This window comes from Salegentibacter salegens (assembly GCF_900142975.1).
GTDB classification, from domain to species: Bacteria; Bacteroidota; Bacteroidia; order Flavobacteriales; family Flavobacteriaceae; genus Salegentibacter; species Salegentibacter salegens.
Genome location: NZ_LT670848.1, coordinates 940,832 through 958,682 on the forward strand (window position 1 = coordinate 940,832; position 17,851 = coordinate 958,682).

Consider the following 17,851-nt stretch of genomic DNA (forward strand, 5'->3'; position numbering starts at 1 on the left):
TTATTAAATCCCGGAATTTTCCGGGATTTTTTTGTGCTTTTATTTATCTTCAACCAATGGCAGCTTTTGAAGTAATTATTGTGGGTGGAGGCCTGGCGGGATTAACTGCTGCTATTCATCTTTCCCGGGAAGGGAGGAGGGTATTGCTTATAGAAAAAAAAGTATATCCCAGGCATAAAGTCTGCGGGGAATACCTGTCTAATGAAGTGCTTCCCTATTTAAATTCCCTAGATATTGATCTTCAAAAAGATTTGAAACCAATTAAAATTCACAAACTCCTTTATAGCACCCAAAATGCAAAATCGATAGAAACTTCTTTAAAACTGGGCGGGATGGGATTAAGCCGCTATGCTTTAGATGAGTTCCTTTTTAAAAATGCTGAAGAAAATGGAGCCGAAATTCTAATTGAATCAGTTGAAAATATAAATTTTGAAAATGATGAATTTACCCTGAAACTTTCCTCCGGAAAACAACTAAAAGCCCCAATAGTATTAGGCGCTTTTGGAAAACGATCTAATCTCGATAAAAGCCTTGAGCGAGAATTTATCCAGGAAAAATCGTCGTGGCTTGCCGTAAAATCACATTATGAAGATCCAGAATTTCCTAAAGATTTAGTGGCCCTTCATAATTTTGAAGGAGGTTATTGTGGTTTATCCAAAACGGAAACCGGGGCGGTAAATGCCTGTTATATGGTTTCCTATAAAAGTTTTAAAAAGTATAAAAATACAGAAGATTTTAAAGAAAAAGTTCTATTTCAAAACGCCTATTTAAAAGGTTTTTTTAAAAATGCTAAACCGCTTTTTAAACAAGACCTGAGTATTGCTCAAATTTCCTTTCAGGAAAAATCGCTTATCAATAATCATATTTTGATGCTGGGAGACGCTGCAGGCTTAATTCATCCGCTTTGCGGTAATGGCATGGCAATGGCTATTCATTCTGGTAAAATTGCTTCAGAAGCCGTTTTAAATAATTTCCACGGGATTAGTTTAGACAGAAAAAACCTTGAAAATCAATACCAAGAAAACTGGAACACACATTTTAAAAACAGATTAAAAACCGGAAGAATACTGCAAAAGATTTTAATCAATCCATTTTTAGCTTCAACTTCACAGAATCTCGTTAAAAAATTTCCGTACTTGTTAGAGAAAATCATCACTAAAACCCACGGGCAACCCATAGTATGAGTATAGATACTTCAAAAAGAACCAACGCGGTTGAAATTATGGACGATTTTAACCTACAAGGAAAAGAACTGGATAAAACCCTGCGGGACCTGGATAATATCAACAAATGGTTGGGTGGGAATAAAATCACCCTTCAGGGAGTTAAAAGTATAGTTTTAAAGCAACCTAAAACGAACGAAGTACATATTGCCGATGTTGGTTGTGGCAATGGTGCCGTACTTAGGGAAATTGCCAGATGGGGTAGAAAAAGCGGCTACACACTTAAACTTACCGGAATTGATGCGAATACTCATGCCATTGAAATTGGAGAAAAAATGTCTAAGAATTTTCCCGAGATAGAATTTATGGCTTTAGATATTTTTGGTGAAACATTTAAAAAATTTCAATGTGATATTATCTTGTGTACATTAACGCTACACCATTTCAAAAACAAAGAGATCTTAGCATTGCTCAATTTATTCAATGAACAATCCCGATTAGGAGTGGTGATTAACGATCTACATCGTTCTAAAATTGCTTATAGATTGTTCCAGGCATTTTGTGCCGTTTTTATAAATAATGAGATCGCGCGAAAAGACGGTTTGATCTCTATTTTACGCGGATTTAAAAAAAAAGAATTACATGATTTTGCCGGGGAAATTCCGGAAACAAGTCATCAAATTACCTGGAAGTGGGCTTTTCGCTACCAATGGATTATAGAGAAAAATAACATATGAGTGTGAAAATTACAGGTGTAGAAAAAGAATTACCCAAGTATGCCAGGGAAACTAAAGATATTCTCCCGCTAGTAGACAGCTGGCTTCAAGAACAGGATGATAGGTACCGTAGAAAAGTCCTTAAAATATTTGAAGGCGCAGGTGTAGATAAGCGCTATTCTATTATGGATCCCGAAGAAGTTTTTACAGCCACTTCTTTTAAAGATAAAAACAATATTTATGTGCGAGAAGTTAAGAAACTCGGCAAAAATGTACTTCAAAAAGCTTTACAGAATAACGACTGGGAAGCAAATTCGGTAGATTTTATAATCACCGTAAGTTGCACCGGGATTATGATTCCTTCTTTAGACGCTTACCTAATAAATGAGCTAGAAATGCGTAAGGATATCACCCGTCTCCCAGTGACAGAAATGGGTTGTGCAGCTGGAATTTCAGGAATAATTTATGCAGCAAATTTTCTTAAGGCAAATCCCGGGAAGCGTGCCGCCGTAATTGCAGTAGAAAGTCCTACGGCTACATTTCAACTAAACGATTTTTCGATGGCTAATATGGTGAGCGCAGCAATTTTTGGCGATGGTGCAGCCTGTGTCTTGCTTTCTTCAGAAGAAAACTCAAAAGGTCCAAAAATCCTGGGGGAAGAAATGTATCATTTTTATGAAGCCACGCATTTAATGGGTTTTGATCTCACCAACCACGGGCTCAAAATGATTTTAGATGAAAGCGTACCCAAAACCATAGCCACTCATTTCCCAGAAATTGTTCATCCGTTTTTGAAAAAATTCAACTCTAATATAGAAAAGGTAGACCATCTAATATTTCATCCAGGCGGGAAAAAAATTGTGCAAACAGTTGAAGATCTTTTTGGTAACTTAGGAAAGAATATAGACGAGACCCGCGAGGTACTTCGGCAATATGGAAACATGAGCAGCGCTACAGTCTTGTATGTGTTGGAAGAATTTATGAAAAAACAGCCAAAACTAGGGGAGCAGGGCTTAATGTTAAGTTTTGGACCCGGATTTTCGGCGCAAAGAATTTTATTGGAATGGTAACAGAGTTTAAAGATCGTAATTACTGGGCAATTATTTTAGGCGGAAGTACAGGATTAGGTTTTGCTACAGCCCGGAAACTCGCCCATCACGGGATGAATATTATAATTATTCATAGAGACAGACGTGCAGATATCGCTGAAATTGAAGAAGCTTTTGAAGATATTAGGGAGCAAGATGTAAAATTTGAAAGCTTTAATATTGACGCCACTAATGCCGAAAAACGAGTGAATCTTATTCAAGAAATTTCTAAAATACTTGGGAAAGAAGGCAAAATAAGAACTTTAGTACATAGTATTTCTAAGGGTAATCTAAAACCAATGACAGGCGAAGAACCTACCTTAGATAATATAGACTTTCAAATTACCATAGATGCCATGGCCATTAGTCTTTACGATTGGACCAAAGCTATTTTTAAAGCTAAATTTTTCGCAAAAGATGCTCGTATTATATCGTTTACCAGCGAAGGCAACAAGAAGGCCTGGGCCAATTATGCAGCCGTTTCTGCAGCAAAAGTTGCACTAGAATCTATTACCCGGAATATCGCACTGGAATTTGCGCCGCACGGTATTCGGGCCAATTGTATTCAGGCGGGGGTTACCGTTACCCGCTCTTTCCAAATGATTCCCGGCAATGAAACCCTGCGAGTACACGCTTTAAAGCATAATCCCTTTAAAAGGCTTACGGTTCCTAACGATGTGGCGAATGTGGTTTATTTATTAAGCAAAGACGAAGCCAGTTGGATTACAGGAACGATTATTCCCGTTAATGGCGGCGAACATTTAAAATAAAATGCCGCGTGAATTATAAAAATATCCTCGAAAAACTGCCATATTCCTCACCATTTTTATTTGTGGATGAATTGCTTAAAGTAAACGAAAAATCTGCCGAAGGTCTTTATACTTTTCCGGTAGATTCATTTTTCTATAAAGGGCATTTTAAAAACAACCCGGTTACGCCAGGCGTGATTTTAACCGAATGTATGGCGCAAATTGGTGTGGTTTGTCTGGGAATTTTTCTTCTGGAAAATGAGAAAAACGATTCTCAAAATATTAAACTCGCGTTAAGTTCTTCTGAAATAGATTTTTACCTCCCGGTTTTTCCCGGGGAAACGGTAAAAGTAGTTTCTGAAAAACTGTTTTATCGTTTTAATAAACTAAAATGTGAAGTTAGAATGTATGATAAAACAGACAAACTGATCTGTCGCGGCAAAATTGCAGGAATGATTAAAAATGAATCAGTTTAAAAATTTCTGTTATGAAAAAACGTGTTGTTGTTACAGGAATGGGTGTCGTTGCGCCAAATGGGGCAGACCTAGTGGAGTTTGAAGATGCCCTTCGCAAAGGCAAAAGCGGGATTAGATTTCAGGAAGAATTAGAGAAATTAAAATTCAGTTGCCAAATTGCCGGAAAACCGCAAATTTTAGAAGAAAAAATAGCTGAATATTTTAGCCCGCTGCAATTACGCGGACTTAATTCCAGCGGGATTATTTACGGAGTCATCGCGGGAACCGATGCCTGGAAAGATGCGGGACTTAAAATTGAAGATAACGATCAACCTGATTGGGATAGCGGGATTGTTTTTGGCACTGGAATTTTAGGTGTAGATAAATTCCGCGAAGCCATTCATCTTATTGACGCGGGGAAAACCAGAAGATTGGGAAGCACCAGCGTAATGCAAACCATGGCCAGTGGAATTAGCGCTTATTTAGGTGGAATTTTAGGTTGTGGAAACCAGGTGACTACCAATTCCTCGGCCTGTACAACGGGAACCGAAGCTTTATTAATGGGTTTTGAAAGAATAGCTGCCGGGAAAGCAAAACGAATGTTGGTTGGTAGCTGTAGTGATCACGGGCCTTATGTTTGGGGTGGTTTTGATGCGATGCGTATTTTGCCTTCAAAATATAACGAAAATCCCACAGAAGCATCCCGGCCAATGAGCACCTCGGCTGCGGGTTTTGTGCCTGGAAGTGGAGCAGGAGCTTTGGTATTGGAAGACTATGAATCGGCTAAAGCCAGGGGTGCGAAAATTTATGCCGAAGTTTTAGGAGGTGCTGTAAATAGTGGTGGGCAACGAGGTGGCGGGAGCATGACAGCCGCGAATAGCGAAGCGGTTGTTCGTTGCATTAAAGAAGCTATTGAATTTTCTGAAATTTCAGCAGAAGAAATTGATGCGATTAATGGGCATCTTACTGCAACCACGAAAGACGCGCTGGAGATTGAAAACTGGAAAAAAGCATTGAATAGAGCAGATTTCCCATATATAAATTCTTTAAAAGGAATGACAGGGCATTGCCTGGCGGCTTCGGGAAGTATAGAATGTGTGGCTAGTGTGCTTCAGATAGATAAAAGTTTTATCTTCGGAAATGTGAACTGCGAAGATTTGAACCCGGAAATTTCAAATTTAGTTTCCGAAGAGAAAATTCCGCGTAAAACTTTAGAAAAACCGGTTAATATTTTAGCAAAATCCAGTTTTGGGTTTGGAGATGTAAATGCAGTAGTTATTTTTAAAAAGATCTAAAAACCTGTTTTTAGATCCTGCAAGGTTTAAGTAACCGTGTAGGTTTTGTCGGTTTTCAAACCTACGAGGTATAAAAAATCTCGCAGGGAAGGCTTGATGAAATCTATTTGCAAATACAAAAAGTTTAAATTGCTATTATTAGAAAAAATATGAAAGAAAAAGAAATACTGGATGCTATTAAAAAAATTGTAACGCCTTATACCCAGCGCAAGGAAGGACTGGAGAATTTTAATGAAGAAACCGATTTTATTAAAGACCTGGAAGTAAATTCGGCCAATTTGGTAGATGTGATTTTAGACGTAGAAGACGAGTTTAATATTGAAATAGACAACGATTCTATGGAAGGTATGCTTACCGTGGGCGATGCGAAAAGTATAATTGAGCGTAAACTGGCTTCAGCGTGATTGGGAACGATATTATAGACCTAAACCTAATTCGGAACCAAAGTAACTGGCAAAGGCGGGGATTTCTTCAGAAATTATTTACTGGAGAAGAACAGGCCTTTATTCTGAATTCAGAAGATCCTGAATTGGTTGTCTGGTTGTTATGGAGTATGAAAGAGGCGGTTTATAAAGCAGTACAGCGTAAATATATGCTGGAGCGCTTTTATAATCCTAAGCAATTTGTTTGCGAACAGGTTAAAATCAACCCCGGCAAGGCGAGGGGAGTAGTATGTTTTAAGGAAGATGTTTTTATAATAAATTCAATTCTCTTTCCAAAGATGATTCATACTTCTACCGGGAATACTGAGTTTTCCCTGATTTCAGAAAATAAAAATTCCAGGCTTAGGTTACTTCAAAAAATTGCTGAGCAAAGAGATATTCCATTTGAATTCCTTAACATAAGTAAGGACGGGCAGGGAATTCCATTTGTAAGCTACCGCGGTGATAATCTGCAAATTCCGTTTAGCCTATCACACCACGGCAATTTTTCAGCTTACGCCGTCTCGTTAAATATGTCCTAAAACCCGATTTCAGCATTGTGAAAGCTTAGCCTTATTTGTATCTTGAAACAACTAATTTAAAACGATTTTGATTATGAAGACTGTTGATAAGATGGAAGTGCTACACAGCCAAAGTGCCGAATTTGTTGAAAAAGGTGAAAGCGGTAAATTTTTAAAGTTAATCCCCGACACATTTATTATTAAGGGTGAAGAGAAAGATGGTGTTTTTAACCAGGGTTACGCGATTAGACATATAAACAGGCAGGATATACTACTAATTGATGTGGTTGAAAAATCTACAAAAGATGCCGTAAAGAAACTGGTAACCGATGGCTATAAAATAAAGGGAATTTTAATTACCTGCGATGCTATCTTAAAAGATGCTTATGCCGATTTAAAAACCATTTCTGAAGATGCCGGAGGCGCCCCAATTTTTGCACATCCACGCAACAATTTTAAAGACAGTTTTAAAACTAAAGATATAACCGAACGCAAAGGAGTTTTAAAAGATTTCGGTTTAAAAGTATTTGATCTTCCCGGAAACGGCGGTGCTTCAGTAGTAATTTATTCTGAAGTAAATGACGGGATGTTATTCCCTGGTGAAGATGCCGAAGGCTCTCCTTATGATTCAGATTTGAATACTTTTAAAAGACCAAAAATGGATAAATCTAACGACGATTTTGGTTTGGCAGGAAGTTGGAGCGCTTTTGAAGAAGAATTTTCCTATTTATTTCCGCGAAAAGGAAAACCCGGTTTCAATATTGAAGAAGGACAACAATCCGATATTTTAAATGCACTAAGCAGAAGTTAGAGAATATAATTAAGCTGTTTCGAAAGTAGCCGGCTGAATATTCACAACTTTGGTTCAGAATATTAAAGAGGCTATTTTTCAAACAGCTTTTTTATAAGAAGCCATAAATAGAGAAGAAAAACCTTCTGTATTTGTGGCTTTTTTTATGCTATAATTTTGCATCTCCTATAATTAATAAGGAGTTAAGTTTACTTAGTAAGATATAAGATATTGTTAAACGCACCCCTTGTTCCTATAAATTGTAATATTTTAAAGTTTAAAAATAACCAACTATGTCTAAATTAAACGTAACTCAAAAATTAATTAAAGAACATTTGCTCAAGGGAGAAATGATTCCCGGCAAGGAAATAGGAATAAAAATAGATCAGGCATTGTTGCAGGATGCTACAGGAACGCTTGTACAGTTAGAGCTGGAAGCAATGGGACTGGAAAAAGCCCAGACCGAAGTAGCAGTGCAATATGTAGATCATAACCTGCTACAAACCGATTTTAAAAATGCCGATGACCATTTGTTTTTACTTTCGGCAGCGCAAAAATTCGGACTTTGGTATAGTAGACCAGGAAATGGCGTAAGCCACCCTGTACATATGGAACGCTTTGGGAAACCGGGCAAAACAATGGTTGGTTCAGATAGTCACACCCCGGCAGCAGGATCTTTAGGAATGCTCGCCATTGGTACCGGCGGACTTGATGTGGCGGCCGCAATTGCGGGTCAGCCTTATTTTGTGAAAATGCCAGAAGTTTGGGGCGTAAAACTTACCGGGAATTTACCAGACTGGGTAAGTGCTAAAGATGTGATTCTGGAAATGTTACGCCGCCACGATGTAAAAGGTGGAGTAGGAAAAGTAATAGAATATTATGGCGACGGACTTAAGAATTTAAGTGCGATGGATCGCCATGTAATTGCCAATATGGGCGCTGAACTTGGTGCTACCACAACCGTATTCCCAAGTGATAACGAAACAAAAAGGTTCCTGAAATCTCAGCAACGTGAAGACGACTGGAGAGAGTTAGTAGCCGATGAAGGTTGTGAATACGATCTTCACGAAGAAATTATTTTAGATGAACTTGTTCCGCTAATTGCCCTGCCAACCAGCCCGGGTAATGTTGTGCCGGTAAGTGAAGTGGCAGGAAAACCAATTAGCCAGGTGGTTATTGGATCTTCAGCAAACCCAGGTTTACGTGATTTCTGGATAGCAGGAGCTATGGTTGAAGATAGAGCTATTAGTAGTGATGTGTCTTTTGATGTTAACCCAACCTCAAGACAAATTATTCAGAATATGATTGAAAACCGAACTTTTGCCAATTTAATTAAAGCAGGAGCACGTTTTCACCAATCGGGTTGTATGGGCTGTATAGGTATGGGACAGGCACCGGCATCAGGCACTATTAGTTTGCGTACTATGCCTAGAAACTTCCCCGATCGTTCTGGTACAAAAGACGACCAGGTACATTTATGTAGTCCTGAAACTGCTGCGGCTTCAGCCTTAACCGGAAAAATCACCGATCCAAGAGATATGGAGAAGTTGTATAATATGAAATATCCTAAGTTTGAATATCCTGAATTTCATATTATTAAGGAAGATATGCTGGTTGCCCCGCCAGAAGATGGCTCTAAAGTTCAACTTCAGAAAGGACCAAACATTAAATCGCTTCCATATATTGAACCTATGCAGGACAAATATAGTGTGCCGGTTATGCTAAAAATGGGAGATAATATTTCTACCGATGAAATCTTAAAAGCAGGAGCAGAGGTACTACCTTTTAGAAGTAACCTGCCAGAAATTAGTAAATTCTCTTACACGGTTATTGATGAGAGCTTCTATGACAGGGCGATGAAAGCTAAAAGTGAGCACGGTGGCCATATTGTGGTGGCAAAAGATAACTATGCCCAGGGCTCCAGTAGGGAACACGCAGCAATAGCGCCGAAATATTTAGGCCAGGTTGCGGTAATCGCGAATAGTTATGCAAGAATTGCCTGGCAAAACCTGGTGAATTTTGGTATCCTTCCGCTGGAGTTTATCGATATCGCCGATTATGAAAAGATAGATCAGGAAGATCAAATAATTTTTAGAAACCTTCGGGGAGACATTAAAAACCGAAAGAATATTAAGGTAATTGTCAAAAAAGCAAATGGCGATAAACTGGACTTCGAGACCAAACACAGTATGAGTGACAGGCAAATAAACATTCTGATGAAAGGTGGAATTATCAATGAGTTTAAAGAACGCATTGAAGCCAACGAACTCGGTGAAGACCAGGCCAAAGATGCTGAAGAAGCTAAAACAAAATGAAAATTGATATTCCCGAAGCTTCGGGAATATCAATTTTTATCCCGAATTCACTTCGGGATTCATATTATTATCTACCTGGTTTCTGAAACAAGTGTAGGATAAAAAAAACCCTGATGCGAAACATCAGGGTTTTCTATGCATTAAACTGAAAAATTATTCTTAGTTAGAATGTGTTTTCATTTGGCCTTTTCTTTTTGATAACTGGCGTTCAAGATCTCTAACAGTTTCAGAAGCTGCAGCTTCAAACGAGTTTTCATTAGATTCAGCGAAGATTTGAGGACCGGGAGCGCTCAATTTAATATTGCAGATATAACCCTTGGGATCCTGGGCTTCTTCTTTCTTAAAATATACCTGGGCTTTCACGATCCAATCATATTTTGTCTCCAGTTTATCTAATTTTTTTTGAGCGAAATCTTGTAGGTTTTCGTCTTTATCGATTTTTACGAACTGATATATTGCTTCCATAAATAAGTTTATTTTAGTACTGCCAATAAACCCATAATTCTCTTAGTACCCAAATCAATTAAGTGATTCTTAGCAAAGCTTTAAGAATATTTTTAAGTGTATAAACTCATTTTTTAGTTGAAAGGTAGAATAGCAGAAAATAACCAATAAAAGAATTCAAAATAATTAACGATTTAGCAATTTAAAAGTCTTTTAAGATTAATCCATGCTTAAAGATTGTATCTTAAGCTAAGAATCTTATGAGGACACCTATGAAGCTATATATCAAATATTTAACTATTATTATCGCATTATTTTTATTGCAAAGTTGCGGTAGTAGTGCCGATACTACAAAAATAGCTGAAACTAAGGCATTAATAGAAAGCGGGGAATTTAAAATTGAACACGATTGGCTAAATCCAATGGCCGGCGGTAGAATTAACCTGATAGGAAATCCTAATTTTATACGCTTTAAAAAAGATTCTGTGAATTTGTTTCTGCCATTTTTTGGAGAACGTTTTTCTGGCGGTGGCTATAATAGCGAAGGCGGCATTATTTATAACGGCCCGTTACAGGATTTTGAAATAAGCAGCGGCAGGAATAATTCCCAAGTCATTAAATTTTCGACCGACCAGGGTACAGAAAACCTAAATTTTACGATAAATATTTATCCTGAAGGAGATGTAAGTACACGGGTAAATAGCAGCCAACGATCTTTTATATCTTACCAGGGAAAGATAGGTGAGCTTAAAGAAGAGGATTAAGACCAGAAGTAAAGAATGATGCTATTGATTCTTAAATAATCTATTTTACATAATATAAATTATAGGGCAAATGATCATTATGTAAAATATCCCCGAACCTGTTAGTGACATTTTAAAATTTATAACGAAATATTTTAAATATACTATTTATTTAATTCTATTAAGGCGTAATTATCTTATAATCAAAAGATGTTTTAATTTAATTGTGAAAAAATCAGTGAAAACTTTGTGATATGAATCCTTTTATAAAAGCTCATTGTGAAAATTTAAAAATCAATTTGAGTTACTTTATAATTATCATCTTTCTCGTTTATGTATGTACCATATTTTGATTGATAAAATTTTAATTTCCTTTCAATTCTTTTATGCTGGTATAATTTAACATTTCCAAGAGCATGTTTAAGCAATTCGAATCCTTCTTTAGTAATTACAACTATCCAACCACTACCACTGTCGGAATGCAAGTTTCGATTATTATTATATTCTTCTCCTGATTGCCAATAAACAGATTCAACCACTATATCGCCTTTATTATTTAACCATCTAAAATTGCCCTGCGAGCTTAAGTGTAAGCCCATATATTCAGCTAATTCTGCGTTAAACGCCAACCAATTTCTTTTTTTATTAAATGTCATTAGCCAGTTAAAATAGCAGATATTATTTGTTACCTCTCCAAATTCATAATTTTCATAATAGCATTTGAATATTCTTGAAAAGATTAAGTTGGATTTTATAGGGGTATCAAAGCGATCAATAAATGATTGTCGATTCTCACTAGTATATCCATCTCCCTGTCCTTTGATTTTGGTAGATTCGGCAAGGACTATTAAATCTTTGTAAACCAGCGATTTCAGGGTAGCATTCACATAATCATCTGTTAATTCGTGAGCCCATTTTTCATTCGCCGAAGGTGCATAGTTATCATTATTTAAAATCGATTTAATGAATTTTGGTTTTTCTTGAGGTTTTATATAGTACATTGCTTCATCAAAAATATTTGAAATGTACTCTGCTAAATCTCTATCAATTTTCCTTAACTCTACTAATTCTTTTAAGACAATCATCATTCCATTTATAACAGATTGAGTTCTTGGCCTTAAGTATGTAGTTTTTACTCTGAATTTATTATCAAATAAATCTCTTAGTTCTTCTTCAGACAAAAATTTGTACCATCCTGGAGTAACCTTATTTTGTGAGAGTTGTTTTACTCTTGTGGCTAAATTAATTAAATCGTAATCAGTCTGTTCACTTAATAATTTTAGTTCACTTTCATATAGCCAAACATACTCTAATGGATTATCTGTTTCGGGCAAAAACCCTTTCCGGTCAACTCGTTCAATTCTATCTTTTTCTGGAATGATCAATCCTCCCCTTTTATTCAACTTTAAAGTATATGCCAAGGGTTCTCTTTTAGTTTTTACTTTATAAAATTCGCCAACATTTAAATCCATTCTATCCATAACTCTAATAGCAATATTATGAATATCAAACCTTTCATGATTTAAAAGATGTGCTATCTCAGTGGTGAAACTTTGTAAAAATCTAGTCTCTTTTAAGCTTATGCTAGCAATTAGCTTAATGAAAGAATCGTAATATTGCTCTTCAAATAATCTATTTAATAATACAGTGATTAAGCCCTTGTTTTGATCAATATTCTCTAACAAAATTTCATTAATGATATCGTCAAACCTACACGGGATCTCCATTAAAAAAATTATAGTTTGGTAAAGTAATTCCTCCGTAGATAAGTTACCATTTATTGGCGGGGTACCTTCGGTCGTAAAATGAGACTTTAAGAGCTGATTTTTATAATTATTAATTTCAGTATACAAATCTTCAATCTGTATCTCGTCAAACATAAGGCTGAAGATAGAATCATATCTAGCAATAACAGATTCATGGTCAATTTTAAAATTTTCTAAAAAATCTTTAACTGCTTTATCTTGTACAATCTCTTTATCCTCAATTTTATGGTATAGAGTGTATGCCTTTATTTTTAGACCATTATCATAAACTTCACTCCAGCTATTTAAAGTAGATTGAGCAAGCGCTTCTTCTATTAATTGTTTCGTCTTATCCAGATCACCTTTACTATGAAAAATTTCTGCAAACTTCAGCAAATCGATACCATCGAACTTTTTTATTTTCAATAGTTCTTCTAATTGAACTAAACTTAAGTTCGGTGAAAGCTTTTCTATTATGCTGATCCATTTAAAGTAACCGTGCTCTTCTTCCCCATTTATAGATTCAACTAATTGGTGATAGTTCTTTATAGTTTGAATTGCCTCATCTTTAGAATAGGTTGTTCCACCTTTAAGAGATAAATAAGAACTTGTATCTCGTTTTTCTTTAACAATTACATCATCTATTCCTATTTTCTGTAAATCAATGTTCTTCTTAATGGAATATTTTTTGATTTTATTTAGATAATCGTTCCTGTGTTCTAAAATTGAATATACCTTTAAATCCTTTACTATTTTATTAATCTCAGAGGTAGACAAATCATAATGTAATAAATTGTTTAAAAAGCTACCCCTGCCATAGTATATATTATCAAAGGCAATAACTGTTCTTATATATAAGGAAACTAAAAGGTTCTTTTTTTCAGGTAACTTCTTTAAAATATGTTCCAACAGTATCTCTATTCCATCATTTAAACCTACAAGCCCTTCCATTAAAACATATTTGAAAATTTCAAACCCGTTGCCTTTATTAAGCGAATAACGGAGGATTTCCATCGCCGGTGTATGTGACGCAGAATTTACCTTTTGGTAAATAGAGTCCAATTTCTCCAAATAAAATTTTAGTTCATCAGAGTCAATTTCTTTGAATTTTCCCAACCACTCAACCAAATAGTCAATTTGATCATCCTTTTCTCCTCTTACATCGAGTGAGATTTCCATTAATGTTTCTAATATTTTCTTACCTTCATCTATCCTTCCTAATATCGACCATAGTTTAATCTGAGAAACACCTTTTTCAATTCTATCTGTATTATACCCATCTTGAAAAATGGATTTATTAAGCCTCCTTAAGTTGTCTATACACCACTCATCATTCCTCCCACTTTCAATAACCCATTCTATTACTTCTTGTTGCTTGCTTTCTCCCCAATATCTAAGATTATTTTCCCATTCAACAGAAATTTCTGAAAGTAGTCGATTTAATAATTCGTCAGAAACTTCTGTGGAAAGCCTTAATATCAATATTATAATATCAGCTTTATTTTCATGAATAGCATATTCGTGACCCCTGTCAGTTATATGGTTATGGAAATAATTAAAGATTTGTTTCATTCGAAAACAAAACTGTATCGATGCATTTTCTTTCTTAAGAAAGATGTAGGCGTAGGACTTTCCTAATTCTGCATATTCATTGCAAAATGCTTTTAAATTGGTGTTTTTAAATTCTGGTAGAAATTGTGCGGTATCTTTTGAAAAATCTTTATATAATAGATAATATAATCTGGAATAATTGAATATGTAATTAAAAGAACCTGCAAGATTCATAGAGGAGGAATTTACTTTTTTTTCTAAAGGATGCGCAGTCTTTTCAAAAGCTAATTTCCCTCCTTTCACATTATCGTTAATTATTACCTCAAATAATCCCAATCTTAAATTAGCCGGAGAATCATTTTTTAAAACCCATTTGGATAATTGAGATTTACAATGTTCATAAAAGTTATTTTCATTTTCAAGGTACCATACTACTTCAAAATAAAAAGTGAATAAATATTCATTAGGAATAATATGTTTAACTTTTTCGTGCAGTTCAGAGATTCCATCCCAATCGTTTTCATCAATTCTGAATTGTAAAATTTCACTAATTGATTCAATAAGCACATCCCTATTTTCATCAACAGGAAATTCTTTTAGAACTTCAAAACCCTTTAATTTAGCTAAAATATCATCAATAGGATTAAAAAGACTTGAAGCCTTAGCCCATTTTTTTACTAACTGAATTTGGTCAATTTCATATACGGAGTTGTTAGTTCTTTTCCTTGGAGAAACTTGTTTAATATTCTTTAAAATAAATGTCGGTTCAGCTTTAAGAAATATTTCAAACGATAATTTTTTTAACCCCTGTTTAAATAATGCTATGCAATAATCCAAAGCAACTTCTTTTTCTACCAATAATTCTACATTATTATAGATAAAAGAATTTGCTACATCTATCATAGATAATTGATGAAAGGTCTCATAGTACAAACTTGGAGTGAAGTTGTTAGTTCTCTGTCTTAGCTCATATTCGGATAGTGAACAAATAAGTAAGGACTTTGGTTTTTTTACATAACTACTAGCTAAGGCTGTTAGATTAATATCTTCTTGAATATAAGTCGTATTTCTATATTCATACCATTGTTGCCTGAAGTAATCCTGGGAAGTTAACTCTGTAATTAAATCAAACTTTTTTGCTTGAAATAAGTGATAGATAATATTCCACCTGTATTCATCATTATTTAAGTTTTTAATACCTTCATATATTTTCAAATGAAAATCAATATCCAATTGTTCGTCAATTTCATCTGAAAAAAAATCTTTTGATGTTTCCTCTACAAGAAATTCTTTAAAACTATTGTGGAAGAATTGCCATATATTACTTTTTTTGAAAAAATAATGCTCTGACATTTTTTTAGCTTCTTCTGCCTCTTTTCTGGAAAAAGAGAAATTAGAAAGAAGTTTTACGTCAATATAAGAATATCGGAACCTTGATAAAATGCCGAGGAGTTCAACAAATTCATTTTTGTCTTTAACTTTATTCCAAAAATTCCTGTATTCATCGAAAATGTCACCACTAAAAACGTTGTATTTAACTATACTATGGGAGTGTTAGCTCAACTCTGTCTGCTTCTTCTCCCGGGGGTACCCCCGGGAGAAGAAGCAGACAGAGTTGAGCTAACACTCCCATATTTCCAAAACTATGTCTAGCTATATGGTTTGATAAATTCTTAGTAATTCCACATTTTATACCTATCACCTTAAGATATTTATTCAGCTGTTTAGTAGAGTTTTTTGTTTTTCGATAGATATCTTCTGCTTGCTTTGGATCTGCGTTTCGTAAAAAAGGAAATATATAATTCTCGTTAAAACTTCTTTCCTTTTCATATTTGTACAAGATAGATTTAGCCTTAATTGGAATTTTAAGGCTTAATGGTTTCTCATTTTTATTCATAATATAATAAAGTCTATCATCTTTAAAATCCGACCATTTTAATTTGAGAATATCAGAAATGCGTATTCCAGCAAAATAAAAAGCAAGCAACCATATGTTTTTAGTATGCCAGATAGTCGAATCTTCCTCCAATTCAAGTAATTCTATACACTCAATCTCATTTATGTTCAAACCAATTTTATTCCCTGAAGTCAGCTTAATTTTTTCTTTATCTCCCGCGAAAGGATAATATTTTGGATCTACAATCCCATCTTTAATTGCTGCGTTGAACATAGTCCTAATAAAAATGAGCTGATTTGTAACCGTTCGAGTTTTTTGCCCTAAATAAGCTGTACAAAAAGTTTTATATCTATTAATAAATGACATATTGATATCTTGAAAAGATAACCTTTTGTTCTTCTTGAAATAAAAAACACCATCTAAAGTGGGATTTTTTGAATTTCTACCTCTACTTATACGATCTTTTCTCCTTTGCATTATTGCTTCAATAGCTTTTTCTTTATTAATACTTTTGTTTAAGTTCAAAAATTCTTCGATGTTATAAAGTGTTGATAATTCGGATTTAGCAACTGAAAAAACCTCTTGATCATATTTTTGCTCAATCCTTTCGCTCGCCAAAAAAAAGAAGGATTTTTTTACCTTAAACCCTACTATTTTCTTTTTCATTTCTTTAGAAGAAATAGAATCATTATTCTGAAAAGATACATTATTGGCTTCTGTAAGTTTGACCCTTAAATAATTATTTAAACGTTGAGAGTTGGGATAACTTTTTTTTACTATTCCTTTTTTATTGTCCCAATCTTTTTCCAAAACATACTGACCTAAAAAACAATAATTAGTTGCATAATTCTTACTTATTCGAAGAGCTAAAGGAGCCGTTCCATCATTCCGTTCTTTATTCTTCCGTCTAACAACTTTTATTGATGCCATAATATTGATATTCAAGCTTATAAAGATAGCTAATTATTTGAAAAAGGGGTACAGAATAGGTACAGAATAAATTGATATTAAATGATAGTAGATATAATCAAATTTAATTATTCTCCCTGTATTTCATTGATTTTAGGTATACTTAGTGCATTTTGCTTTTATAATATTCAGGTTCATAACCCGGAGGTCCCGAGTTCAAATCTCGGTCTCGCTACAGTAAAATCAAAGCTTTCGAGAAATCGGGAGCTTTTTTTATTTCAATGGGTACAGAATAGGTAGAAGTTATTCCACGAATAATACCGCTGTGATATCAGATTTATCAATTAATCCCAAATACCTGGAATCATAACTCACATCCCTATTATCGCCAAGCGCGAAAAATTTATTTTCCGGAATTATTAATGGGCCAAATTGATCCTGACTCCAGGGATGATTATGGATCTCCCGAATGATTTTCTCCGGCTCATCAAAAATTGGCATTTTAGGTTTAAATGTTCTTCTGATTTCTTTATCTGATAAGCTTACAATTACTGAATCCGGGCCTATTCGTTTATTTCTATCCCGTTTAGATTTTTAATTTGATCTTGCAGCTTGTATAGTTCTTCAAAACTAACGATATAGTATTGCTTAAGATTTAAGCTTTTGTCTAAATTTTGGCCATTGATAAAAACCACCCCATCTTTTATTTCCAGGGTATCATTTGGAAGGCCAATTAACCGGTGAGTTTTGAGATACGGCTTAGCACCCTCTTCCCTGGCCCTATATGATATAAAATCCAGCCTTTTAGGCTTAATAAGGTTGGTTCCAAATTTCCAGTCCTGTTCTTTAAGAGCAGGTTCATTCTCCGTTGAATAAACCCTGAAATTTTGTAAAAAACCAATCCAATTTAGATTTCGGAAAATTATAAATATTAGAACTACTACGCTAAATATATAAAGAGCTACTTTTTTCATAAATGACTTCCTACGGTTTTGCTTATTGATCATCCCCCAAAAATTAGGACAGTAAGTTAAGTTCAAAAATAACC

16 protein-coding genes are annotated in these 17,851 nt (G+C 34.8%); 11 read left to right on the plus strand and 5 right to left on the minus strand.

The window, feature by feature from the left end; translation table 11 throughout:
* Positions 1-56: 56 nt before the first annotated feature.
* From B5488_RS04175 to B5488_RS04220, 10 genes are all read left to right on the plus strand, one after another.
* Complete coding sequence (locus tag B5488_RS04175; RefSeq protein ID WP_079734122.1) at positions 57-1,184, plus strand: NAD(P)/FAD-dependent oxidoreductase; 1,128 nt, start codon at positions 57-59, stop codon at positions 1,182-1,184.
* Positions 1,181-1,900, plus strand: coding sequence for a methyltransferase domain-containing protein (locus B5488_RS04180; protein WP_079734123.1), 720 nt, complete (start codon positions 1,181-1,183; stop codon positions 1,898-1,900). Before B5488_RS04175 ends, B5488_RS04180 begins: the two co-directional genes overlap by 4 nt.
* Entirely contained in the window at positions 1,897-2,949 is a 1,053-nt protein-coding gene (locus B5488_RS04185) for a type III polyketide synthase (protein WP_079734124.1), read from the plus strand. Before B5488_RS04180 ends, B5488_RS04185 begins: the two co-directional genes overlap by 4 nt.
* On the plus strand, positions 2,943-3,737 hold the full coding sequence (locus B5488_RS04190; RefSeq protein WP_079734125.1) for an enoyl-ACP reductase FabI: 795 nt from the start codon (positions 2,943-2,945) through the stop codon (positions 3,735-3,737). Before B5488_RS04185 ends, B5488_RS04190 begins: the two co-directional genes overlap by 7 nt.
* An 8-nt stretch (positions 3,738-3,745) precedes the next feature.
* The gene (locus B5488_RS04195) at positions 3,746-4,192 is read left to right on the plus strand and encodes a 3-hydroxyacyl-ACP dehydratase FabZ family protein (protein WP_079734126.1); all 447 of its coding nucleotides are present in this window, start codon (positions 3,746-3,748) and stop codon (positions 4,190-4,192) included.
* Positions 4,193-4,203: 11 nt separating this feature from the next.
* Positions 4,204-5,466 (plus strand): beta-ketoacyl-[acyl-carrier-protein] synthase family protein, encoded by a 1,263-nt coding sequence (locus B5488_RS04200; protein ID WP_079734127.1) that lies wholly within the window; start codon positions 4,204-4,206, stop codon positions 5,464-5,466.
* 149 nt (positions 5,467-5,615) lie between these two features.
* Positions 5,616-5,870 (plus strand): acyl carrier protein, encoded by a 255-nt coding sequence (locus B5488_RS04205; protein ID WP_079734128.1) that lies wholly within the window; start codon positions 5,616-5,618, stop codon positions 5,868-5,870.
* Positions 5,867-6,430, plus strand: a complete 564-nt coding sequence (locus B5488_RS04210; RefSeq protein WP_079734129.1) for a 4'-phosphopantetheinyl transferase family protein — start codon at positions 5,867-5,869, stop codon at positions 6,428-6,430. Before B5488_RS04205 ends, B5488_RS04210 begins: the two co-directional genes overlap by 4 nt.
* 73 nt (positions 6,431-6,503) lie before the next feature.
* Positions 6,504-7,220, plus strand: a complete 717-nt coding sequence (locus B5488_RS04215; RefSeq protein WP_079734130.1) for a hypothetical protein — start codon at positions 6,504-6,506, stop codon at positions 7,218-7,220.
* A gap of 272 nt (positions 7,221-7,492) precedes the next feature.
* Positions 7,493-9,514, plus strand: coding sequence for an aconitate hydratase (locus tag B5488_RS04220; protein ID WP_079734131.1), 2,022 nt, complete (start codon positions 7,493-7,495; stop codon positions 9,512-9,514).
* Between the two features lie 159 nt (positions 9,515-9,673).
* Here B5488_RS04220 and hpf read toward each other — a convergent pair whose 3' ends face one another.
* Positions 9,674-9,979: a ribosome hibernation-promoting factor, HPF/YfiA family gene (hpf, locus tag B5488_RS04225; RefSeq protein WP_079734132.1), complete on the minus strand. Its 306-nt coding sequence runs from the start codon at positions 9,977-9,979 to the stop codon at positions 9,674-9,676.
* A gap of 251 nt (positions 9,980-10,230) precedes the next feature.
* Between hpf and B5488_RS04230 the strand changes: the two genes are divergently transcribed.
* Positions 10,231-10,722, plus strand: coding sequence for a DUF4251 domain-containing protein (locus B5488_RS04230; protein WP_170065284.1), 492 nt, complete (start codon positions 10,231-10,233; stop codon positions 10,720-10,722).
* A 266-nt stretch (positions 10,723-10,988) separates the two neighbouring features.
* On the opposite strand, the gene B5488_RS04235 is transcribed toward B5488_RS04230, so the two are convergent.
* The 4 genes from B5488_RS04235 to B5488_RS04250 all read right to left on the minus strand — a co-directional run bounded on the left by B5488_RS04235 (position 10,989) and on the right by B5488_RS04250 (position 17,777).
* Complete coding sequence (locus tag B5488_RS04235) at positions 10,989-15,350, minus strand: hypothetical protein (protein ID WP_079734134.1); 4,362 nt, start codon at positions 15,348-15,350, stop codon at positions 10,989-10,991.
* A gap of 190 nt (positions 15,351-15,540) precedes the next feature.
* A complete protein-coding gene (locus B5488_RS04240; RefSeq protein WP_079734135.1) occupies positions 15,541-16,824 on the minus strand; it encodes a tyrosine-type recombinase/integrase in 1,284 nt (427 codons plus the stop codon).
* A 282-nt stretch (positions 16,825-17,106) separates the two neighbouring features.
* Complete coding sequence (locus tag B5488_RS04245) at positions 17,107-17,304, minus strand: S26 family signal peptidase (RefSeq protein WP_079734136.1); 198 nt, start codon at positions 17,302-17,304, stop codon at positions 17,107-17,109.
* 62 nt (positions 17,305-17,366) lie between these two features.
* Positions 17,367-17,777: a S26 family signal peptidase gene (locus B5488_RS04250; protein ID WP_079734137.1), complete on the minus strand. Its 411-nt coding sequence runs from the start codon at positions 17,775-17,777 to the stop codon at positions 17,367-17,369.
* Positions 17,778-17,851 lie beyond the last annotated feature (74 nt).